This window comes from Delftia acidovorans SPH-1, assembly GCF_000018665.1.
Lineage (GTDB): Bacteria > Pseudomonadota > Gammaproteobacteria > Burkholderiales > Burkholderiaceae_C > Comamonas > Comamonas acidovorans.
In genome coordinates this window covers 1,568,932-1,592,917 of sequence record NC_010002.1, presented here as the reverse complement: position 1 = coordinate 1,592,917, position 23,986 = coordinate 1,568,932, and the positions used below count along the sequence as shown (strand labels likewise).

The window sequence follows — 23,986 nt, the reverse complement described above, 5'->3', positions numbered from 1 at the left end:
GCGTTGCCAATATCCTCTACATTTGCATTCTTAATCAGCATCAAATCATAACTCTCTCTCCCAGTAGAAAGATGAAATACATACCCGCACAAGCATCTATATTTAGGCATAGTTTATTTCGGCCTTTTAAGCACCTTTAGCTTACCATTTGAATTAAATATCAATGTATCAATATTTTTTGCATTAGGTTTTTTCCAAACCATGTTACTCAAAATTTCTATTTCATAATCAGTCAAATCCTTCTGCACCATCACCCCATTTCCCTGCTTGTTCTTCTTCTCTATGGCACGTGCCATATTAGGCAGCTCCGTAGATGGATCCGGACTGTACTCGTCAACTTGCCCGATTCCTTCCACATAATAATCAGCTTTTCGTCCTGGCTGATTTTGCGATGAATTAGTCGGCTGATGAACCACATTAAAACCGTTATCTGCAAGTGCATCAGCCCCTTTTATCTCGTTAACTCCAGGCGCAGCCCCGGGCAAAGCACTGACGCTACCCCCATTTTTTTTCTCGCTGAGAACAAGCTGCGGCCCTTGCGGTTCTGGGATCGGGGTAACAGTTGTAGTGTCTGAAGGGTCTGCTATCGGTTTGCCATTAGGGCCCAACCCACCCTTCGGACCATCATTAGGTGTCGTAGTAGTGCCGCCACCAGGATTCGGATTCCTAGTCTGATCCCCGCCAGTGTGGTTCGGCCCTGGAGCAGGCGTTTCCGGCTTACCCTGCACACCCAATAGCCGAGGATCCACGCCTTGCGCAATAAGCGACAGCGTACACATGGGGATCAGCCCACATCCGCGCATCCACGACTGGCCAACGGCACTGGCAACCTGCTCCTTGGTCAGACTGGCCAGATACTGCTCCATCTGCGGTGCAATGTTCTTCGCGCATGCAGGCAGCGCATAGCATCCTGCCAAAGCCAGCGCGCCTCCCTCCAGCAACACATTTATGGCAAAGGGTGCCACCGCGTTGTTTGACGCTTCATTAGCGCCGGCTGCAGCACCGGGTGCACCGCCAATTCCGGCGCCAGCACCCAGCGCATAGCCTTGCACCAGAGCATCCACCACGGGCTCCGGCAAGCCAGCTCCCCGCAGCAGGGCCTGTGCCTGCGGCGCCGTCAGTGAGGTAAACCCGCCAGCGGCCGCACCGCCCACGCCGCCTGTCGCGCCGCCAATCAGCGCATGGCCGACGGCACGGCATGCGCCGCTGGGTCCCCAGCACTCTGCCGCTTCAGCATCCTGGTTCTTCAGTGCTTCGGCATATTGCCTGGTGGCGTAGTTGCCCCATGCTGCGCTGCCTTGCTTGCCAAACTCCCGCGTGATCTCGATCTGCGCATTGACGTTCTCGCGCACCTTGTCCTTGTCGAAGATGGGCTTGAGGCCCGTCTCCTTGTCCCCCGTGCGCGCACCGCTGTCACCCGCCACGCCGCTGATGCCTGCCTTGGTGGTGCTGCTGGCATTGCCGCTGTCGCTGCCCACGCCGGCACTGCCGCCCGTCAGGCCCTTGCCTGTGTCGAGTGCGGCCTTTTTTTGTTCTTCCGTCTTGGCTGTGCTCTGGTCGCCTGCCTGGAAGCCCACGCTGCCGCCTGCGCTCCAGCCGCTGGCGTCATAGGCCGCGTGGTTTTCAATGTCGCTGGTGGTCAGCTTGCCGCCCGTTTCAAAGCGGTTCTTGCCGTCGTCCATCGCCACCTGGGTGCTGGTGATGGCGCCGCCCTTGAGCGTGGTGTCGCCCTTGACCTTGACGTCAAAGCCACCGTCGCCAGCGCGGATGCCGCTTTGCTCGACCACGCTCTGGTAGTCGCTGTCGATGCGCGTGCGCCCGGCGCTGCCGCCCACGCTGGAGGGGCCGTAGCACAGGGGAGGCACGCACAGGCTGACGTTGAGGCCGGCGCTGCTGCTTTTCTCGTTGTAGGTGCTCTTGTCCTGCAGGCTTTCGATGGCGAGGTTGCCGCCTATGTCGGCCTTGACCGTGTCGGCCACGATGGTGGCGCCCTTGAGCGTGGTGTCGCCGCCGCTTTGCACGCTGGCCGTGCCGCCTGCCTTGATGTGGGTGTTGGTGTGGCTGAGGCTTTCACCGCTGCCACTGCCCTTGCCCTGGCTGAGCCCCACATTGACGCTGAAGCCGTTCTTGCTGCCCAGGGTGAAGGCCACGCCCACGCTGGCCGAGCTGCTGCTTTGGCTGTTTTGCTCGGCAAAGCGGTTTTCTGCCGCTTCCAGGACGATGTTGCCCTTGTCCGCAGCCAGGCGTACGTCCTTGCCGGCTTCCACGCTGCTGCCGCGCACGTGGACGTCACCCTGGGTGGCCGTGATGCTGACGTTGCCGTCGGCCTTGACCAGGGAGCCTACGGCGCTGTTGACCTGGTATTCGCTGGTGCTGCGGCTGGAGCTTTTGCCCAGGCTGAGGCTGATGCCTACGCTGGTGGCACTGCTGGGGTCTGCGATGAGCTGGCTGGCCTTGCCATAGGTTTCATAGGCCGCCATGCCGGCAGCGGCCGCACCCAGGGCCTGCATCCGGGCATCGCTGGTCTTGCCGGTCGCCCCGGCAATGCGGGCGACCGTCTCGCCGCCTTGCACGACATTGACCACGGGGTTGCTGATGCTGACGCTCAGCCCGCTCTGTTTGGCCCGCATCTCGAACTTGTCGCGCTCCAGCTCGCGCGCCTCGTTGATCTCCACGCTTTTGCCGACGATGTTCACATCGCCCTGCGCCAGCACGGCCGAGCCCGTCTGGCGGTACTGGTTGCCCGCCACGATGGAGGCGTTGCCGCCCTGCGCCTGCACGCTGGAGCCGGCCGCGCGCACGCTTTCGTTGCTGCGGTCGATGGTGACGGACTTGGAGCCCAGCGTGATGCCGAAGCCGCCGCCGCTGAACAGGCCCGATTTCTTGGTTTCGCTGTGGCTGGTGGCGGCGGCGCTGTCCTGGCCCGCCAGCAGTTGCACGTCGCGCCCGGCCACCAGGCCCACATCGCCCTGGCCCACCACGTGCGAGCCGGTCACACTGATGTCGCGCCCGGCCTGCAGGTAGATGTTGTTGGCACCGAGCACGCTGCCTTCGCTGAGGCTGCTGGCGCCTTCCTCCACGGTGTGCGTGCTCTTCTTGCTCAGGAAGCCGCTTTTCTTGCTGTAGGTTTCCTCGAAGCGGCCGTGCTCGGTCTGCATGTCCTGCAGGTTGACGTCGCGGCTGGCGATGAGGCTGGCGTCGCCCTTGGCGGTGACGGTGGCGCCCTTGAGGGTGATGTCGCCCTTGCCGGCGTCGGCCTTGCCGTTCGCCACGATGCTCAGGTTGCGGCCTGCCTCTATTTCTCCGCCCGACAGGGATTCGCTGCGCTGGAACAGCGCATGGTCGTAGTTCTTGCGGTGCTCTTCCTCCAGGCTGCTGGACTTGTCCACCAGGGCTTCGACGCGCACGCTGGCGCCTTGCACCAGAACGTCCTCACCGGCCTTGATGTGCGAGCCCAGGGCCACCACGTCGCCCTTGGCCCGCAGCGTGACGCCGCCTTCGCCGCCGTCGATGGTGGTGCCGGTGTGGGTCAGGGTGTCGGTGCGCCGCTGGGTTTCGCCGATCTTGATGCGGATCTCGGGGTCCGTGAGGTTGTTGTCCGCGTCGTAGTGATGGGTGACGAGGATCTGGTCCTCTTTCTTGTGCGTGCTTTCGGCCTTGGCGGTGGCGCCCAGGCGGATGTCGCCGTCGGCATACAGGCCCGCGCCCTTCTTGCCCTCGACCTTGCTGGCGACCAGGTCGATGTTGCCGCCCGCGTCCAGCACGATCTTGCCCGCGTCGCTGACGAAGCGGCCATCGGTGGCGGCGATATTGCCGCTGGCCTGCAGGTAGCCGCCGTCATGCGCGACGATGCTGCCGCGGCTGTTGTCGATGTCGCCCTTGAGGGAGGTCAGCAGGGTGCCGGTCTCTATCCTGCCGTCCCTGTTGTCGAGGCCACCGCCGCTGAGGCTGGTGTAGCCGCCCGCGCGAATGCTGGCGCCGAAGTTGTCTATGCCTTCGGCGGCGCGTATGGCCAGGTTGTTGGTGACTTCGAGCTGGCCCCGGTTGATGAACTGGCCGTTGAGGTTGAGTTCCAGGTCGTTGGCGCTGATGCCGCCGGGCACGATCTGCATCTGCTTCCAGTCGGGCCAGGCCACGCTCTTGCCGCCACCCAGCAGGGCGGCCACGCCGCCTTCGGGCGTGGCCAGTTCAGGGCGCGAGAGGTCCAGCGGCCTGGAGGTCCGGGGCGGCAGGCCTTCGTCGCCCGGGCCCTTGATATCGCTGCCCTGGCCCTTGGTGTCGCCGGCGCCGATGCTGCCGGGGTCGCCGCCCAGGACCTTGAATTCCCTGGGCGCGTCGGCCTTGCCGGCATCGCCGGTCTTGACGTCGCCCTTGACGGCCTGGCCGTCGGGGCCCTTGGCCACGTCGCCGGGCTTGACCTCGCGGTTGCGGGCTTCCACGACCAGGGGCAGGCCCGTGGCGGGATCAATGCCGGGCCGTACGGTGATGGTGCCGCCATTGATGGTGATGGCATCGCCGACGATGGTGCCGGTATCGGGCCCGACCAGAGTGATGGTGGAGCTGCCGCTGCCGGTGTTCAGGCGCGGCACGCTGCGGGCCAGGCCTTCGACGGTGACGATGTCCCCGTCGGCGTTCTTGCCCTCCCAGGTGATGGTCTGGTTCTTCTTGCGCTGCTCGATGCTGCCGCCACCCACGCTGGCGTCCGAGGCCTCATTGACCAGCGAGCCGTCGAAGCCGCCGCCGATGTACAGCTGCGCGCGCTGCGCCACGTCGGTGTAGCCGACGACGCGCACTTCCTTGAGGTCGGCCAGCGCGGCCGGGTAGTCGGGCACCTCGTAGGTGCCGTCGCGCACATCGGGCTCGCCACTGCCGCTGCGGGTGCCCGTGGCTTCGTTGTGGATGCTGCCTTTGGCGCTGCCGGCGATGGCGACGCTGCCCTGGTTGTGCAGGGTGCCGGTCCAGGCCACGGAGTTGCCGCCATAGGACCAGCTTTCCGAGGCGCCCACGTTGATGCCGCCCACGTTGAGCTGAAGGTGGCCCAGGGCCAGCAGTTCGTTGCCGGTGGCTCCATAGGCGCCGGCCATGGTGAGGGTGACGTCGCCCAGGCTGCCCACGGTGCCGCCGCTGTTGCTGTAGCCGCCAGACTGGATGTTGAGCTTGCCGCCCGCGACAAGGGTGCCGCCGCTGTTGCTGAAGCCGCCCGTGGTGTTGATGTCGATCTCGCCGGGCGCGCCGCCCTGGCCATAGACCGTGCCCTGGTTGCTGAAACCCGAGCCCTTGATGCGGATGTCCTGGCCCAGCAGGTTGGCACCGTCGCCGTTGCTGACCGCGCCGCTGGCCTGCAGTTGCAGGCCACCGCTGGCGGCCACCGTGCCGGTGTTGGCAATGCCGCCGGCGCTGGCGGTGAGCTTCGCATCGCCGCTCTTGGCCAGCAGCGTGCCCTGGTTGTCGATGCTGGCGGCGTTGATGGTGACGCTGCTGCCCTGGATCTGGCCGGTCACCCCTTCGGCAGGGGCGCCATTGCTGAAGGCACCGGCCGATGTGATGTTGACGGCGCCGCCTGCCTGCATCTGCCCGCCCGCGTTCTGCACGGAGGGGCCCGAGATGGTGAGGTCGCCACCGGCCGAGATGATGCCGGTGCTGGCGCCACCACTGGCGCCTGCGGAAGTGTAGGGGTCGTTGACGCTGCGCGTGTTGTTGAGGCTGCCCTGGATATTGACGCTGCTGCCTGCGCTGACCACGCCCTTGTTGGTCATGCTGCCGACGTTGACGGTGAGCGCGCCGCCCGCATGCACGGCGCCCGGGTTCTGGCTGTAGCGCCAGTCTTCGGGGGCGGAGCCCGCGCCGCAGCCGCTGGCCGAGACGCAGCTGCGCGATTCGGTCAGCCCGTTGTCGAAGCTGCCGCCCGAGATGCTCAGGGAGCCCGAGGACTGGATCTGTCCATCGTTGCCTATGCTGCTGCCGCTGAGGGTGACGTCGCCGCCCGCCAGGGAGCCGCTGTTGGAGATGGAGCCGCCATAGACGCCGAGCGAGCCGCTGGCGCCTATGCTGCCGCTGTTGCTCAGGCTGCCATCTATGCCCACGCTGGAGCCGGAGATGCTGCCCGAGTTGCCGGTGGCGCCCAGTGAGATGCCCTGCGCACCGATCTGGCCGCTGTTGTCCACGGCGGCCATGGTGATGGTGCTGGCGGCAATGTTGCCGCTGTTGCTGGTGCTGCCCGAGACGCCCAGGCTGCCCTGGGCATAGACGCTGCCGCCCTGGTTGCCCAGCGCGCCGTCGATGGTGATGTCGTCGGCCACGACGCTGCCGCTGCTCGACAGGGTGCCGGTGTGGGTGAGCTTGCCACCCGCCTGGATGGTGCCCTGGCTGCTGGTGCCGCCGGCCGCCTGCAGCGCCATGTCCTGCCCGGCGCTGAGTTTGCCCTGGCTGCCCAGGCGCGTGGCGCCCCCGGCCTGGACGGTGAGTTGGCCCGGTGTGACGATGCCGCCGGCCCTGGCCAGGTTGCTGTCGATGTTGCGCGCACGGATGGAGATGTCCTGCTGCGACTGGATCAGGCCTTCGTTGGAGAGATCGCCGCCGGTGTCGATGTCCACCGCCTTGGCGAAGGTCATGTCGCCCCGGTTGCGGATGGCACCGTTGTCCGCCTTGAGCCGGGCCTCGCCCAGGAAGAGGCTGTTGCCTTCAAAGCCCAGGTTCTGCGCCGCATGGGCGTCGAAGTCGCCGGCCACGTCGAGGTTGCCGCCAAAGCCGATGCTGCCAGCCTCGCTACGGGCGGTGAGCCGGCCTTGCGCGACGGTGGTACCGCCAATGGCAATGTCACCCCGGGACTTCAGTCCCAGGTCCTGTTCGGCAGAGACCTTGCCTGCGATGGCGATGGCGCCGCCGGAGCTGGCAAGCTCACCCTTGCGCAGTTGCAGGTCGCCGCCCACGCGCACGCCGTCCGAGCCCTGCAGGCGCGCATCGCCCAGCGTGGCAAGGCCGCCGCCCACGTCGATGGCACCGGCCTTGGCCTTGATGTCCATGCCGTCGTTGACGCGCAGCTCCTTGCCCACGGCGAAGCCCTGGCCGGCGCTGGCATCGAGCCTGCCGGTGACGCGCATCTGCCCGCCCGCCTTGCCGCCCGAAGTCTCGCCGTAGCTTTGGCCCGCACCGCTTTGCAGGCGTGCATCGCCCAGCACCAGGGTGTCGCCGGCCACGGCAATGCGTCCGCCGGCATTCGCGGCCAGGCCCTGGCCGAAGGCTGCATCTGCACCCACGGTGATGTCCGCGCCAGCGGCGATGTCGGCCGGTCCCTGGACGGTGGCCGCGCCTGCCACCTCGTGGCTGCCTCCCGCGCGGGCCTGGTAGGCGCCGCCGGTCTCCAGGCTTTGCAGGCGGATGTTGCCGCCCGCGTCGATCACGGCAGCCTGGCCGTCGGCCGTGCCGGCCACCACCTTGCCGGCCTCGGCATCGGTGCCGGCCTTGAGGCTCAGCGCCCCCGGCGTGGCCACCGTGCCGGTGACCGAGATGGCGCCCGTGCGCGCCGTGGCGTCGATGCCGGCGCCCATCAGGTCGCCCTGGATGCGCAAGGCATCGTCGGCGCGCAGCGTGGCCTGGCCCTGCGCCAGCACGCTGCGGGTGTGGACGGATGCGGCCGCAACGTCAAGATCGGCGCCAGCCTGCAGGCGTTCGGCCTTGAGGGCCTGTGCCGACCGGATGTCCATGGTGCCCATGGCCGCGATGTCGCCCGCCACCGTGATGTCACGGCCTGCGCGCAGTTGCAGGTTCTCGCCGGAAAGCACGGGCCCCTGGACGTCGATCTGGCCTGTGGACAGGGCGGTGATGCCCCGGTTGGCGACCAGCTGGCCCCGGCTGGCGATGCCGCCGTCACCCGCTTCCAGGCGCAGATCGCCGCCGGCCTGCAGGCCCTTGTCCAGGCTGATGGAGCTGCCTGACAGCGCCACGTCGCGCCCGGCATAGGCATCGCCGCGCACGGTGGTATCACCCTTGGCGGCAATGCGCGCATCGCGCCCGGCATGCAGTGTTCCATCGACGAGCACATTGCCCGCCGCAGTCACGCCGGCATCGCGCCCGGCCAGCAGGTTGCCCGTTGCAATGCTGCCCGTCGAGGATTCCAGGCGCACGTCGCGCGCGGCCTGCGCCTGCTCCAGGGAGATGTTGCCCTGGCTGCGGATGTCGAGGTCTTCGTTGGTGAGGATGGACTTGGCGGTGATGCCTTCGGCGCCGGCGCTCAGGGTGGTGCTGCCTGCTGAGCGCAAGTCGCCTCCCAGCTGGAGCTTCTGGCCTGCCTTCATGTTGACGGCGCCCTGGGACAGCACATCGCCGGCGATGCGGATGTTGCGGCCCTCGACGGACAGGCCCGCAGCCTCCATGCCCTTGTCGGCGGAGAAGTCGCCGCCCGCACTCCATTGCTGGGAACCGGCCGAGCCCACCTGCCCGCCCAGGCGGATGTCCCCGCCCGCCTTGCCCGTGATGCCGCCGCCCGCAAGGATGTCGCCGTGCGCCGTGAGGTTGCCTGCGGCATTGAAGCTGGCCTTGCCGCCCGATGTGACCGGGCCGGCCATGGTCAGGTCGCCACCCGCGCTCAGGCCCAGGTCGCGCCCGGCAGTGATGGCGCCGTCGAACCGGGCGTCGCCCCCGCTGGAAAGATTCGCGCTGCCCGTGACACTGACATCGCCACGCGCATGCAGGGAGTCGCCGACGCGCAGGTTCAGGTCGCCGCCGATGGACAGGCCTTTTTCCGCGCTGCCGAGATCGACCCTGCTGGCGTCCACATTGGTCTCGCCGGCCGAGATGTCACCGTTGATGCCCACGGTGCCCGCCTTCATGCTCAGCGACTGGCCCACCTGGGCACTGCCGATGAGGCCAACCGATCGAACACCGTCGAGCTGGAAGTTCTCGCCAACGACGCTGCGTCCCGTGACGTCGATGGTGTCGGCCGAAACCTTGGCGCTGCGGTTGACCTGCAACTGCCCCGACAGCAACGCACCTTGGCCGGCCCGCATGTCCAGGCTGCCCGCGACTGCGGTGACGCCGCCCAGGGACGCACCTTCGCCCGCGTCGATGGCCAGGTCGCCACCCACCAGCAGCTTGCCGGTCTGGTGGACGTTTTTGCCACCCAGTGTGGTGGCGCCCGCAACCTGCACGGTGCTTGCGCCAGAACCCATCTGCAGGTCGCCACCCGCACGCGCCTGCAGGCTGCCGGCGGTCACGAGATCGCCGCTCACGGCGATGCCGCCCTGCGCGCTTTGCAGCCGGATGTCGCCCTGCGCCTGAACGGGTCCGTTGAACTGCATGCCATCGCGGCCGCTGACCTGCAGTTGCTTGCCCGCAGAGACTTCTCCAGCAACGCTGACATAGCCATCGCTGTCGATGCGGATGTCCCGTGCCGATGCCAGGGAACCCGTGCTGACGCGGCCGGCGCTCTGGATCTCCACGTCGCGCTGGTAGGCCAGAAGCGGGCCCTGCAGGTTGACGCCCATGCCGGCATCGGTGGAAATGACACGGATCTGGCCTGCGGTCATGGCACCGAGGGCCGTGGCATCGATGGCCAGAGCCCGGCCCGACTGCGCTGGAGCCGGGGTCTGCGGGGACTGCGGCGATTCGGAAGCGGCACGCGCGGAGCCCGGCATGGCAGGCGTCTTGCCTGCCGTCAGGTTGATGCTGGAGATGTCCTGGTTCAGGTAGTGGGCGCGCAGGGGAGCGTCGATGCTCAGCATCTCGCCGATCAGGTCCAGCTGTCCCACCGTGCCTTCGATGCCCGAGCCGCGCACTTCGATGCGGCCACCGGTCACGTCGAAGCCCTGTTTTTTTGCATCCTGGAACGTGCTGCCCATCCCCCCGGCATCCAGCCAGGTGGGCCGGCCCGTGCTCAGGGTAAGCCTGGGCGTATTGACCACGCCACAACCATCGCAGGTGATGCCGTTGGGGTTGGCGATGATGACGGTGGCGGGCGTTCCGAAGACTTCCACCGTGCCCCGCATCTGGCTGGGTGTTCCGGTGACGGTGACCTCGTTGACGATGGTGTTGGCCGCGCGCCCGCCAGACAGATTGGGATTGGCAGCCGCCGTGCCGCCCAGCAACGGCGTGCCACCGATGAGGCTGTTGTTGAGAACGACACCGGACGTTGGCACATCGAAGCGCTCGTACTGGTTGAGCGAGGTTCCGGCCGCATTGGGCGCCGTGATGTTGACCAGGGCACCACCACCCGGCAGCGACTGGATGCCCGGCTGGAAGGCCATCGGCGCGCGCGGGTCGGCAATGGGCCCGCCGAATGGGCCTGCGATGGCCCCGGCCGGCGGCTGCGGCTGGGCCTGCGCGGTGCCGACCATGACCAGTTGCAGTTGAGTCAGCCAGAAAACAGCGGCCATGAACGCCGCTGTGCGCCGGGCCCACCGAGGGGCGCGGTACGCGGTTCTCGGTTCCTCGGGCACAGGGGAGGACTGTTGGTTGTGCTGGCTCATGGTCGGTGCATGCATGCTGGGCTCCCTCTTCATTGCTCTGTCTTGTCTGTCTCTGTGTTGCTGCTGTCTTGCTGCCGGTGCGCCTGTGCGGGCGGTACAGCGCTAGAACTGGTAGGCCAGGCTGGCATTGACACGCCAGCCGGGCTTGGGCATTTCACTGGGTGTGCGCAACGGCTTGCCCGCGATCAACTCGGCGAAGCCGCCCGCGAAGGCGATGCGCAGCCCGCCTCCCGCGCTGGCCAGGGCATGTGAGCGGCTGTCTGCAACGGTGGACAGCCGCGCCGCATCCACAAACAGGTAAGGCTCGTAGCGGATCTGCCCGCCCAGGATCTGAGGCGGCCGCTGCAACGCCCATTCATTGCGCCAGACCATGCCCTTGTCGCCGCCAACGGACGATTCGGGAAATCCGCGCACGCTGCCCACGCCTCCGGCGAAGATCTGCTCGGACGAGTACAACGGATGCCGGCTCCATTGGCCCAACGCACGCGAGCGCCAGGTCAGGAGGCTGCCCAACGGCCGCTCCACCGATGCCGACAGCTCCAGCTTGGTGAACCGGTAGCGGGCGGCCTCCCGGGGCAGGTCGGCCGGGTCGCGGTTGGTGTCCAGCCAGGGCATGCCGCGCGAGATGCCCGCATCCACCGTCCACTGGCCCAGCCCCTCGCCGGCCTGAAAGCGCGTGAGGCGGTTGATGCCCAGGCGCAGCACGGCCTGGGTCTGCGGGCTGAGCGAGATGTTGTTGACGGAACGCTCGGACTTGCGGTGCGAGAAGCTCAGGTCCATGGCCGTCTTGCTGTTCTGGTCGCGCTGCAGCAGGCGGCTCAGCGACAGCGTGTAGGTCTTCGATGTGCCGTGGACCAGGGCGGTGTCGCCAATGAGGTTCTGGTATTCCGAGACGGAAGCCATTGCCGACAGCGTGGCATAGCCCAGGGGCACGGAGAAGGTGCCATACAGGGCGTTGGTTTCCGTGCTGGTGGTCAGGCCGGCGCCCAGCGACTCCATCAGGCCCAGCACATTGCCGGCATCCAGGCCCAGCTGCACGCGAAGGCGGCCGGTGGCGGCCGCGCCCTGATTGTCCAGCGAGACGTTGTAACGCGCGGCCTGGCCCGCCCGGTTGACGAACTCGACGATGGAGCCGCCCGGCTGCGTGCCCGGGCGGATCTGCACCTGCACGTTGTTGCGCCTGAGGCGGTTGAACTGGTCCACCGACTGCTCGATGTCGCGCAGGCGCAGCACGTCGCCCTGCTTCATGGCAAGGGCCAGATGCACGCCCGGAGCCTGATCGTCGCCAGGACCGACAGGGGTGCCGTTGAACAGCAATTGCTCGATGCGGCCCGGCACGATGGTAAGGGACAGCACGCCCTCCTGCAGGCTCTGGTTGCCCACGTAGGCACGCGAGGTGGTGTAGCCCGCCGCGATCAGGGCCCGGTTGACCCGCTCCAGCAGCACGTTGATGTGTTCGACCCCGATCGAGCGGCCGACAAAGGGCGCGGTGACCCTGGCAAAGACAGCCTCCGGCAGCAACGCCATGCCATCTTGCCTGATGGTATGAATGGGAAAGGCCGGTCCCTGGGGCTGCAGGCCTTCGGGGAATCGGTCTTCCATGCCTGCGGCTGCGGCAGCGGGTTGCTCGAATTCAATGCTGGCGGGTGCGGAGCGGCGCAGCATTTCCTCGCGCAGTTTTTCCTGCTGTTCGCGGATGATCTGGTCGTTGGGGTCGCGCGCAGACACAGGCTGTGCATGGACGAGCATCGGACTGAGGGCCAGCGCGCAGATGCCCGCAGCGGAGATCCAGTGGCTCATGCGGTTCACCACCAGAAGATGCCGAGGTGGTCCTCGATGCGCACCGCATCGCGGGAAGGCTTGCGAATCACGTCGATGGCGCCGTCCACGCCTTCGGAGGCTTGCAACACCCCGCCGTCCTGGTATGCCAGCCCCTTGAGAACCAGCCGTCCTTGCTGGACGGTGTAGCTGCCGCCCAGGTCCGTGGCATAGATCCTGGCCCAGGTGTCGCCGAACAGCGCCTTGAGCCCCTTGTCGCGCAGGATGACGGTATGCACGGGGCGTCCTCGCGCGATGATCTCGGGAGCCTCCAGGGTCATTCCCTTGCCTGCGTAGACCTGGCCGGCATCGTTGAGGATCTTCCCGCCAGCACGTATATCGACCGATTCGGCGCCCATGATCTGCCCGCCCACCAGCGCCTCATTGGAGGAAGCTGTGCGCCTGCAGACGAACAGGAAGCAGCTTTGCCGGTACTCGAACCCGCCAATGCTGTGCGCCTTGGTCACGACGCTCTCTTGCGCCTCTATCTTGATGCCGCCCTGGTTGGAGAACACATGGCCGCCCAGGTTGGAGAAGTTGCGCGCCGTGACCTTCACATTGCCTTGCGCCACCCAGTAGGCCTGGTTGGCAGGATCGGCCAGCTCGCCCATGTCCACGCTGTAGCCTTTTCTGCGCTTGAAGACGCTGTGCGACTGCCAGTCGCTCTGGCCTGCCCCCGCAATGTGCACGCTTTCATTGCGCACATCCGCAGCACCTCGGATGAACAGATCGCTGTTGGAGACAATGCGCGCGTTGACGGAGTCCAGGCCCCGCCCGCTGTCCAGGAACACGGAGCCTTCCTTGCCGAAAATCAGCGCGGTCTTGCTGGCCCCGACGGGCGTCCGGTGCTCTATGTCGCCGCCGGCCTTGAGCACGACGGCATGGGCATCCTCTGCGTCGCCGACGCCCTGCTGGCCGGATATCTCGCCACCCAGGTTGCGGATGGATCCGTCGGCCTGGAGCCGGACGCGGCTGCCCGCCGCCAGCAGGCTGCTTTCTTCCCCACGCGAGCTGAGCACGATTTCCTGGGAACGTATGTCCACCTGGCCCTGGGCCTGCACCTTGCCTCCAATCTGCTCCAGTTGGCCCGTGCTGGTCAGCCGGAAATCCCCCGCGGAAGCCACCATCTGCCCCTGGTTGCGCACGCCGGCGCCCTGGTCGGTCACCAGAATCTCGATACGCCCGGAGGTGACCTTGGAGTCCGCATTCAGGTCCACCGCCAATGCGGTGCTGCGCGCCTTCCCTCCCTCGTAGTAGACCCATGGCGTCAAGTTGTCCGTGGGCGACGCCGCCGTATCGAACTGGGCCGTGGATTCCCCGGCCACCATGCGGACCAGGGCACTTGATGATGAGAACTCGTTGGTGACGGCACCCTGCAGGGCAATGCTCTTGGCAATCATCTCCAGACGGATCAGATTGCCGGTGACCCCCTGCTCGCCAATCACGATCTCGCCTTGCTTCGTATGGACATCCACCAGCCGCTGGACATAGCCAGAAGGCTGCAATTGATCGCGCAGCGTCACGGCGCCCGTGGTCAGGGCAACGCTGCCGAAATTGACGAAGCTGCCTCCATTGACGCGGATGCCGTTCTGATTCGCAAAAATCAGATTGGCGCGGGGGCCATTGACATCGATGGTTCCTGTGATATGCGAGGGCGCAGCGGAAAAAACCTCCGCCACGATGGTCCGCGCCTTGACCCCCTCATTCAAGAAGGTAAGTCCAGCCTTGCCCACATCGAACTGGCTGAAGCCGTTGTATGAAACACCGTCTGTGACCTGGGCCGGCGTGACCTGCACGCGGCCACCGTCACCCATGTTCACCCGCGTGGCGGAATCTGGCAGGGCCGTGACCCTGGAAACCACCTCAGACCGGACTTCCCCCACTGCTCCCCAACCGCAGACAATGACGCCCAGCGCACCGCAAAGCGCGGCGCCTCCCATTGATTTCTTCATATTGCATAGCCAGCCGCCCCACGCACCGGGTACTGTCGCCAGCCTGTCCATCTGGTTGAACTCCATTGCCGGCACATGGCAGGCATTCTTTGCCGGCAACCCTCTCTTGCAAAATCTCCACTGCCAATGGCAATGCCCATAGCCCACTGACAGCGCGAGCAGATGATCAGCGAAATCACCGCTATCGCCAATACACTTTTTTTGACAATGGGATTTTCATCCTAGGAAATATCTAATTTTTCTGGAAAAAATCAGACCACTCCTAATTGATTAGCATGCCATTAATATGGCATTCGTTTTTTCCGTCGCCCCATTGGCCAGGGAGATAACGCCAATCACGCCAGTGCAGTTGCCCGGGCCATGCGCCCGTCGGCCGGATGCTTCCCGCCACAGGTCTTCCCGCATTCCAGGCGTGCCGGCCGGAAACCTGTGCGCCACCTGCGAACCCGAGCGTGCCCCAAGGGCGTGGCCATGGCGGAATGTGCCGCCTGGCGCTTTGGCTTACCATCGCCGGCCCTCTGCTTGATAGGTACAAGCCATGATCCGCGTCTCTGAACTGAAACTGCCCCTGTCGGCGGTGCAATACCACCCCGACAGCCACACCGAATATCTGCCCCTGGAGCCGCTGCGCGCCCTGGCCGCGCGCCAGTTGGGCATTGCCGAGGAGGCCATTGCCTCCGTGCACGTGCACAAGCGCAGCTTCGATGCGCGCAAGGCCGAGCTGCTGGCCGTCTACATCGTCGACCTGACGCTGGCCGACGAGAGCCAGGAAGCCGCACTGCTGGAGCAGTTCTCCAGCCATGCCCATGTGAACCCGACGCCCGACATGCGCTGGCATGCCGTGGGCCAGGCGCCTGCCGACCTGCAGCGCCGGCCCGTGGTGGTGGGCTTCGGGCCCTGCGGCATCTTTGCGGCCCTGGTGCTGGCACAGATGGGCTTCAGGCCCATCGTGATCGAGCGCGGCCGCTCGGTGCGCGAGCGCACCCAGGACACCTGGGGCCTGTGGCGCAAGCGCGAGCTGGTGCCCGAGTCCAATGTGCAGTTCGGCGAAGGCGGCGCAGGCACCTTCTCCGACGGCAAGCTCTACAGCCAGATCAAGGACCCGCGCCACCTGGGCCGCAAGGTGATGCAGGAGTTCGTCACCCACGGCGCACCGCCCGAGATCCTCTATGCCGCGCACCCGCATATCGGCACCTTCAAGCTGGTGAAGGTGGTCGAGGGCATCCGCGAGGAAATCATCCGCCTGGGCGGCGAGATCCGCTTCGGCCAGCGCGTGTGTGACATGCGCATCGAGGGCGAGGGCGAGGACCGCCGTCTCACCGCCCTGGAGGTGCTGGACCAGGACAGCGGCGAGCGCCAGTGGCTGGAGACCGACCATGCCGTGATGGCCCTGGGCCACAGCTCGCGCGACACCTTCGCCATGTTCTACGAACGCGGCGTGCACATGGAGGCCAAGCCGTTCTCGGTAGGCTTTCGCATCGAGCATCCGCAGGGCCTGATCGACCGGGCGCGCTGGGGCAGGCATGCCGGCCACCCGCTGCTGGGCGCGGCCGACTACAAGCTGGTGCACCACGCCAGCAACGGGCGCGCGGTCTACAGCTTTTGCATGTGCCCGGGCGGCACCGTGGTGGCGGCCACCAGCGAGCCCGAGCGCGTGGTCACCAACGGCATGAGCCAGTACTCGCGCGCCGAGCGCAATGCCAACGCCGGCATGGTCTGCGCCATCGACCCCTCCGACTATCCGCGCGATGCCAAGAGCTTTGCCTGGGCCTTCGACGGCAAGACCCATGGTGTGGAAAACCTCAAGGACGGCGAGCTGCACCCGCTGTCGGGCATCGTGCTGCAGCGCCAGCTGGAGACCAAGGCCTACCTGCTGGGCGGGCGCAACTACAACGCGCCGGGCCAACTGGTGGGCGACTTCATCGCCGGCAAGGAATCGGCCGCGCTGGGCGAGGTCGAGCCCTCCTACCAGCCCGGCATCACGCTGACCAACCTGCACCACGTGCTGCCGGCCTACGCCATCGAGGCCATGCGCGAGGCCCTGCCCGCCTTCGGCAAGAAGATCCGCGGCTACGACATGCACGACGCCGTGCTCACCGGCGTGGAAACGCGCACCTCCTCGCCCGTGAAGATCGAGCGCGGCGCGGACTTCCACAGCCTGAACACGCGCGGCCTGTACCCGGCCGGCGAAGGCGCCAGCTACGCGGGCGGCATCCTGTCGGCCGGCGTGGATGGCGTCAAGGTGGGCGAGGCCGTGGCCTGCGCCATCCTCGGGCTGCCCCTGCCCTCGTCGGGTGCACGCGGCTCCGGTGGCGCAGCATGACACCGCGCCCGCCCCGTTGCGTCGCCCCCTCGCGCACCCAGCTGCTGGCCGCCATCGCTGCCATGGGCGTGGTGGTGCTGTCGTCCAACATCCTGGTGCAGTACGCCATCAACGACTGGCTGACCTGGGGCGCCATCACCTATCCGTTCGCCTTCCTGGTGAGCGAGCTGGTCAACCGCAGCTTCGGCCCGCAGCAGGCCCGGCGCGTGGCCTGGGTGGGCTTTGCCGTGGCCGTGGCCGCCTCGCTGGTGCTGGCGCCGCCGCGCATCGCGCTTGCCTCGGGCGCGGCCTTCATTGCCTCGCAGTGGCTGGACATCGGTGTGTTCCACCGCCTGCGTGCGGGCCGCTGGTGGCGTGCCCCCCTGGTGGCCACGCTGCTGGCCGCCTGCCTGGACACCTTCCTGTTCTGGAGCATCGCCTTCGCAGGCGCCGCCGAGCCCTGGGTGACCTGGGCGCTGGGCGACCTGGGCGTGAAGCTGGTGCTGGGCGTGGCGCTGCTGCTGCCGTTCCGGCTCGCCATCGCCCGGTGGTGGAAAGGCCCATCGGCAATCGCCAGCGCCAAATAAAGCCGACGCGGTTCGCACGGACTCGATCTCAAGCCAGGGACACCGAGCAAGGGCCTACGCCGGCCGCGCCGCCCCGCAGCGCGGGTGCCGTCCCCCTCCCGCGTAGCGAGAGAGGGAGTGCCGTGCAACGGGAAGCGGCGTCCGCCGCTCAGGGGGAGTCCAACAACTATGGGTTGCGCTGCAGATAGTCCACGGCCAGCGCGGCCAGTGAGCGCGCGCCCGTGGGCAGTTGCTTCTCGTCGATGTCGAAAAGCGGCGAGTGGTTGGACGGCGCCTTGGCGAAATCCTGGCCTGCCGGCGGCGCGCCCAGGAAGTAGAAGAAGCCCGGCACCACCTTCTGGAACTCCGAGAAATCCTCGGAGCCGCTGACCTTGGGAATCACCATGGCCTTGCCGCCCATGGCCAGCTTGAGCGCGGGCAGCGAGGCCTCGGTCAGTGCGGCAGGGTTGGTGGTCACCGGATAGGCCACGGGGCCGAAGCGCACCTTGGCCTTGGCGCCGCTGGAGGCCGCGATCTGCTCGGCCGTGGCGGTGATGCGCTTGTGTGCCTCCTGGCGCATGTCCTCGTCGAAGGTGCGCAGCGTGCCCTGCATCTCCACGTTGTCCGGGATGATGTTGTAGCGCGTGCCGCCCTGGATGGAGCCAATCGTCAGCACGGCCGGCTCCAGGCTGATGTTGAGCTGGCGGCTGACCACGGTCTGCAGGCCCAGCACCACCTGGCTGGCCGCGACGATGGGATCGACCGCATTCCACGGCGACGAGCCATGGCCGCCCCGGCCCTCGACCTGGATGCTCAGACTGTCCGAACCAGCCATCAGCGGCCCGCTGCGATAGCCCACCATGCCCGAGGGCAGGTTGGCCGTGATGTGCAGGCCGTAGATGGCCTGCACGTCCTTGAGCACGCCGGCCTCCACCATGGCCTTGGCACCGAAGCTGGGCACATGGCCGTGGGCATCGGCCTCCACCGGGGCGCCTTCCTCGGCGGGCTGGAAGATGAACTTCACCGTGCCGGGCAGCTTCGCGCGCATGCCGGCCAGCGCCTCGGCCGCGCCCATGAGCATGGCCACGTGGGCATCGTGCCCGCAGGCATGCATGACCGAAACCTCCTTGCCCATGTACTGGGCCTTGGCCTTGGAGGCAAAGGGCAGGCCGGTCTTCTCGGCCACGGGCAGCGCATCCATGTCGGCACGCAGCGCCACGGTCTTGCCGGGCTGGCTGCCGCGCAGCACGCCCACCACGCCCGTGCCGCCCACGCCGGTCTGCACCTCCATGCCCAGGCGGCGCAGGTGATCGGCCACCAGCTTGGCCGTGCGTTCTTCCTGGCCCGACAGTTCGGGGTGCTGGTGGATGTCGCGGCGCCACTCCACCATCTTGGGCGCCAGCGGCTGGATGGCGGTATCCAGGGCCGCCAGGCCCTGTGCATCGAGCCCCTGGGCGCTGGCCGCCAGTGGCAGGCCGCAGGCCAGCAGCCCGGCCAGGGCGATGGAGCGCAGGCCTGTGCGCGGGGAGGAGGAAGGCTTTGTCTCGGCGCTGGTGTGGAGCATCTTCGTGGTCCTGGAAAGTGGCACAAGCAGCCATGCTAAAAGTGAAGCACGTATGACGGGCACGTCAAAATCGCCATTCGAGGAGCCAGAACCGCCATGCCCCGAGCCTTCATCATCGAGTTGCCCTGCCTGGAGCACAGCGCCATCGGCCACGCCGCGCACCTGGTGGAGATGCTGCGCAGCGCCAACCTGGTCGCCAGCCTGCGCCTGGGCCGGCGCGCGCCACGCTTTGGCTGGCGCTGGGTCGACGGCCAGGGCCGGCCCCTGCCCGCCATGCCGCATGCGACCGAAGGCGCGGCAGCCGAAGGGCCCGCGCAGGCCGTCTTCGTGAGCGCGCTGCACTGCCCCGACATCCCATCCATCCGCGACATCGTCGCCGCGCATCCGGCCCTCGTGCGCCGCATCACCACAGCCTTCGACCAGGGCCTGGCCGTCTGCACGCTGGGCAGCGCCGCCTGGTTTGCGGCAGCGGGCGGCCGCTGCAAGGGCCGGCTTGTGGCCCTGCCCTGGTATTTCATGGGCGGCTTCGGCCTGGACTTCCCGGGCATCGAACTGGCCGAGGGCCAACCCTTCGTGGACGACAGGCCCTGGCTCAGCGCCTCCCACCCCGAGGCCCTGGCACCCATGGCCGTCGCGCTCACACGCCATGCCTTCGGCGACGACCTGGCCGCAGCGCTGGCCGCCGTGCTGCAGCCCGATGCCCAGCGCGAACGCGCCACCCGCGCCGCCCTGCAGGACCGCCGCATTCCCGCCACGCGCAACAGCGTGCTGGCCCATGCCATCGCCTGGCTGGAGGCGCGCGTGGAGCAGCCCTATGACCTGCAGGCCCTCGCGGACGCGGCATCCACCAGCCCGCGCACCCTGCTGCGCCACTTCCAGCAGGAACTGGGCCACAGCCCGCTGGACCACCTGCACCGCCTGCGCTGCGCGCGGGCCCGGGTGCTGCTGGAGATCACGCTGGAGAGCGTGCCGTCCGTGGCGCTGGCCTGCGGGTATGGGGATGCCTCGGCCTTTCGGCGGGTGTTCTTGCGGTATGTGGGGATGGCGCCTGCGGCCTATCGGGAAAGGCATGCGTTGAGGGCGCCCAGGAGGCGGTGGAGGGTGGGGGCTGCTTGATTGTTTTTGCCCCTGCCGGGGGGGTTCTTTTCGAGGCCGGGTCTCGGCCCGGCAGCCGAATGTCCGCGACCCTCCGCTTCGCTGCGGGCAACCTGCGTAGTGGCGGTCGCTGCGCTCGGCCTGGGACTTTGGCCTCGCTTTCATTCAAAGCCTCTATCATTCCGAGTGGCCCCCAGTACAGGGGCTGGTGCGTAAGAACACCTTTTCTCAAAGCGGTGCGGCCTCCCCGTTAACGAGGCCTTGTCACATCTGCATTGCCGGATCGTGGGTGTACGCCCACGTCCCTACGGTTATGGACGGGATGGGGCTACCCGCAAGGGCGTCCGCACGGCTTTGAGCGTGTTCTTAACATCCCGTCCACCTGTCTGCGCGTAAGAACGCGGATTGGTGGTTTCAAGTCTCTCAAAGGAGCACGGAACCATGCATACAGCGCCAATGATTCAGAGCGCCCTCACATTCACATGGAGGGCCATGCCATGAAGCAGGAAGTCCGACCCAGCAGCGCCAGGACCACGCAACTGACCCTGGCCGTCGCCGAGATGAACGCCATGGTTCAATCAGGCTGCAACGAGGTCTCTGCACTATCCCAGCTCGCGCAGTCATGGCTGCAGACGCCAGAAGGCCTGCGCGATCCGGATGTGGTGATCAGCGCCTTGCGCACCATTCAGCACAGCGCCGAACGGCTGGCCACCTCCATGGACGACGAAATCCACGTCCTGCGCAACACCGCCAGGCCCGAACCCTGACGCCGCACCAAACTCCATGAAAACAGCCGAGCGCACCAATGCGCATCGGCTGTTTGTATTTTTGGCTGTTGGCTGTCCTTCAGCCTCCCCCTTCTGCCCACGCCTGCGTTGGGCGGGATGCGGGGTGGCAAGCCTGCCGAAGGACAGGCTTGCTTCGTCATCTGACTTGCCGCAGTTGTTTGAACGGATTGCGCCGCAGGCGCAAGGAGTGAGTTCTGCGGCACACCCCGCATCCCGCCCAACGCAGGTCGCCCGTAGCGAAGCGAAGGGGTCGCGGACATTCGGGGTGTACGTGTCAAGGACATGGGTAACAACTCAGCTCACAGACATGGGTAACACTTCAAGCTCACATAGTCCTTCTGGGGTCCTCGCACATCCTCTTCGTTGAAGCAGCCCAGTCGCACCGGCCCCAGATACACATCCCACTGGCCAGCGGCCACCTCCTGCATCCCGATCCACTGCCCCGCCAGCAGGTAGCCGATGTAGACCCGCAGCGCTCGCCAGTAAATCAGGCCGTTGTGGCTGACTCGAACTCGTTCCCAATGCTTCGGGTACTGCAGCTCCGGTAGCTTTGAGGGGTATGGCCTGGCCGAGTCGCTGTAATGCTGGGCCGGCATGCTTTGCTGCAAGGCCTCATGCGGGCGCTGCTGGTTGTAGTGCTCCACAAAGGCATCGAGCTGCATCTGCAATGCCGCTTTGTCCGCCGCAGGCTCTTTGCCCAGGGCATGCTTGAGCGTGCGGTGCATCCGCTCGTGGCGACCGTTTTGCTGTGGCTTGCCCCTCTCGATGCGCTCCGGCCTGATGCCCAGCCTTATCCACCATATCGCCAGGCGTGACAGGCCCGCCACGCCAGTAGTCGCGAATGGCGGACCGTTGTCACTGCGTATGCGCTCGGGCAGTCCGTATTGCCGAAACACCTGTTCGAAGGTAAGCGCTCTATTGACCACGCCCTTGCACTCGGATGCCCGTTGCGGCAATGAATGTTCTCTCTGCGTGGTGCGGTCTGCGACGCGCGAGAATCTGGGTCAGCGCCGCATTTCATATTCAGTTGATGACAGACCCATTTGCTCCCTTGTCCGAGGAAGAGTTCGAAGAACTCGACCACTTTCTGCTGTTCGGCATTGACACGGAAGAAGGCATGACCATGGACATGGTCGATGGGTTCTTGCACGCCATTGCGGTCGGGCCGACGACCGTGCATCCCAAGCAATGGCTGCCCAAGATCTGGGGTACCAAGGAGATGATGCCTCCGATGGGTTCCATCGAAGAGCTGAACCACATGCTGGGCTTGGTCATGCGCCACTTCAACACCATCATTGCCGGCCTGGGGGATGATCCCCGGGAGATCAGCCCGTGCTGGTCAACGATGGCCTACGACGGTGACGAGCGTGAATACGACGACGCAGAATCGTGGGCGTATGGCTTTGTCCAGGGGATGAGGCTTTGCTGGAAGGACTGGCAACCGTTGCTGTCCACTCCTCAAGGGCAAGCTTGGTTCAGACCCATTGCCCTGCTGGGCGAAGACGACTATTCCGTGGACCAGGACGAACTCACCCGAACACCGGCCATGCGATCGGAGCTGGCTCAACAAATCCCGCCGGCTGTTCTGGACATGCACGCTCACTGGCTGCCACTTCGGCTCGCTGTCTATCAGCGGGAAGTGGCCAAGTCGATGCAGCCCAAGGTGGGGCGCAATGATCCGTGCCCTTGTGGGAGCGGGGCGAAGTTCAAGAAGTGCTGTGGTGCTGCGGCCGATTTGCACTGAGCCATCTCGCGCCTCGAACCGTCAGGCGGTGGATCACCGCACCAGTCGCCAGGGCAGCAAGGCCTCGTAGTCCTCAACGGTCCTGGCCCGAGGAAGCGCCACCAGCAGCGCCCTCAGGTACTGGTACCCATCGACGCCGTTGACCTTGCAGGTCTCCAGCAACGAGTACAGGTTGGCGCTCGCGTTGGCGCCGGCCACGGTGTCGGCGAAGAGCCAGTTGCGTCTGCCGATGACAAACGGACGGATCGAATTCTCACAGCCGTTGTTGTCGATGGGGTAATGGCCGCTGGTGACGAAGCGCTCCAGCTTGACCCACTGCGAGGACAGGTAGTGCAGCGCCTTGCCCAGCAAGCTGCCCGGCAGCACCGCATGAACATTGGCCAGCAGCAAGGCCTGGATCTCTTGCAGCACCGGCACACTGTGGGTCTGGCGGCTTTGCAGCAGCGCATTCACATCCAGCCGTTGTTCTTTGGCCAGTGCCTCCACGCGGTAGAGCGTGCCGATCAGCGCGATGAATCTGGCCGCCAATTGCTCAGGCCCCCGGTTCGCTTTGGGCAGCGCCTGCAGCGCGTCATTGAAGTAACGTCGGCAATGCGCCCAACACCCAATGTGCACGAGCTTGTTGGCCAAGGCGATTTTGTTGTAGACCTCGTAGCCGTCGCTCATCAGCACGCCGCCCTCGCGCACGCCGACGTACAGACGCTGCGCCGCTTCGGTGCTGCGTGAGGGTGAGTAGGCGAACAAGCGTATGGGCGGACCCGTGCCGCTGGCGCCAGAGCCATCGGTCATCTGCGCCCACATGTAGCTCTTGGACTGGGCGCTGCGCCCAGCCTCCTTGAGCACCTGGATCTCGGTTTCGTCACCGAAGATCAGCGGGGCGTCCAGCACCCGGTCGCGCAGCAGGTTGATGACGGGCTGCACCGCCTGGCCCACCCGCACCACGCTGGCGGCCATGGTGTTGCGCGAGAGGTCGCTGCCGCCAAAGCGCCCCAGCAAGGCCGCCTGGCGGTACAGCGGCAGGCCGTCCACGTACTTGGAGGTGATCACCCAGGCCAGCAGGCCTTCGCTGAACAGCCCCTTGGGGATGACTTGCTCGGGCTTGGCCGCCAGACGCAGCGTGCCATCGCAGCACGGGCAGGCGTACTTGACCCGCTCGTGGCGGATCACGCGCACTTGTTGCGGAATGATGTCGAGCTGCTCGCTGGCCTCCACGCCAATCTCCCGCAACACGGCACCGTCGTGCGGGCATACGCGCTCGGATTCGGGCAGTTCGTGGCGCACCACCTCGCGCGGCAGCGCCGGGTCCAGCGGCTTGCGCCCGCGCTTGGTCCGTTTGTGGGCGGGGACCTCGACGGTGTTGTCGTCGGCCTCGGTTTCTTCCTGGGCCGGCTGGGTTGCCGATCCAAGCGCCTCGGCCTCGTTGAAGAACATGTCCTTCTGGTGGCCGGCGCTGGCCTCGCTCTTGGCGGCGAACAACTGGCGCTTGAACTTGTTGAGCTGCTCCTTGAGCAGGTCGCGCTCGGCGCGCGTGATGCGCAGCTCACCAGCGAGCGATTCGCTGGTCTGGGTGGCTTGGGCCAGCGCCTTTTGCAAGGCTGCAAATTCTTCGGCGGTGGGCATGTGAACCATCGCCTGCTTCGATCTGCTTGTCGCTCAGGCGGTTCCTTGTGCTGGGGATTTTGCGGCAAATATTC

General features: G+C 66.3%; 10 protein-coding genes and 1 pseudogene. 5 read left to right on the top strand and 6 right to left on the bottom strand.

The features are described 5' to 3' along the window. Positions 1–113: 113 nt before the first annotated feature. The 3 genes from DACI_RS07185 to DACI_RS07175 all read right to left on the bottom strand — a co-directional run bounded on the left by DACI_RS07185 (position 114) and on the right by DACI_RS07175 (position 14,095). A complete protein-coding gene (locus DACI_RS07185; RefSeq protein WP_192812310.1) occupies positions 114–10,370 on the bottom strand; it encodes a hemagglutinin repeat-containing protein in 10,257 nt (3,418 codons plus the stop codon). A gap of 195 nt (positions 10,371–10,565) precedes the next feature. Further along, entirely contained in the window at positions 10,566–12,263 is a 1,698-nt protein-coding gene (locus tag DACI_RS07180; RefSeq protein WP_012203351.1) for a ShlB/FhaC/HecB family hemolysin secretion/activation protein, read from the bottom strand. Positions 12,264–12,268: 5 nt separating this feature from the next. Then, entirely contained in the window at positions 12,269–14,095 is a 1,827-nt protein-coding gene (locus tag DACI_RS07175) for a filamentous hemagglutinin N-terminal domain-containing protein (protein ID WP_043783228.1), read from the bottom strand. 676 nt (positions 14,096–14,771) lie between these two features. Between DACI_RS07175 and DACI_RS07170 the strand changes: the two genes are divergently transcribed. Both DACI_RS07170 and DACI_RS07165 read left to right on the top strand, forming a co-directional pair. Beyond that, on the top strand, positions 14,772–16,556 hold the full coding sequence (locus DACI_RS07170) for an NAD(P)/FAD-dependent oxidoreductase (protein WP_012203349.1): 1,785 nt from the start codon (positions 14,772–14,774) through the stop codon (positions 16,554–16,556). Beyond that, positions 16,553–17,122: a VUT family protein gene (locus DACI_RS07165; RefSeq protein WP_012203348.1), complete on the top strand. Its 570-nt coding sequence runs from the start codon at positions 16,553–16,555 to the stop codon at positions 17,120–17,122. Before DACI_RS07170 ends, DACI_RS07165 begins: the two co-directional genes overlap by 4 nt. 166 nt (positions 17,123–17,288) lie before the next feature. On the opposite strand, the gene DACI_RS07160 is transcribed toward DACI_RS07165, so the two are convergent. Continuing rightward, positions 17,289–18,665, bottom strand: coding sequence for an amidohydrolase (locus tag DACI_RS07160; protein WP_012203347.1), 1,377 nt, complete (start codon positions 18,663–18,665; stop codon positions 17,289–17,291). Positions 18,666–18,761: 96 nt separating this feature from the next. Between DACI_RS07160 and DACI_RS07155 the strand changes: the two genes are divergently transcribed. Continuing rightward, positions 18,762–19,781 carry a GlxA family transcriptional regulator gene (locus DACI_RS07155; RefSeq protein ID WP_012203346.1) on the top strand — a complete coding sequence of 340 codons (1,020 nt, stop codon included), beginning with the start codon at positions 18,762–18,764 and terminating at the stop codon, positions 19,779–19,781. A 476-nt stretch (positions 19,782–20,257) separates the two neighbouring features. Further along, positions 20,258–20,527, top strand: a complete 270-nt coding sequence (locus DACI_RS07150; protein WP_012203345.1) for a hypothetical protein — start codon at positions 20,258–20,260, stop codon at positions 20,525–20,527. A 320-nt stretch (positions 20,528–20,847) separates the two neighbouring features. Here DACI_RS07150 and DACI_RS07145 read toward each other — a convergent pair. Continuing rightward, positions 20,848–21,456 (bottom strand): annotated as a pseudogene (locus tag DACI_RS07145) (integrase core domain-containing protein); the annotation flags it as partial. Between the two features lie 47 nt (positions 21,457–21,503). On the opposite strand from DACI_RS07145, the gene DACI_RS07140 reads away from it, so the two are divergent. After that, entirely contained in the window at positions 21,504–22,292 is a 789-nt protein-coding gene (locus DACI_RS07140; RefSeq protein ID WP_192812280.1) for a UPF0149 family protein, read from the top strand. A gap of 33 nt (positions 22,293–22,325) precedes the next feature. Here DACI_RS07140 and tnpC read toward each other — a convergent pair whose 3' ends face one another. Beyond that, entirely contained in the window at positions 22,326–23,921 is a 1,596-nt protein-coding gene (gene tnpC / locus DACI_RS07135; protein ID WP_012203342.1) for an IS66 family transposase, read from the bottom strand. Positions 23,922–23,986: the final 65 nt, after the last annotated feature.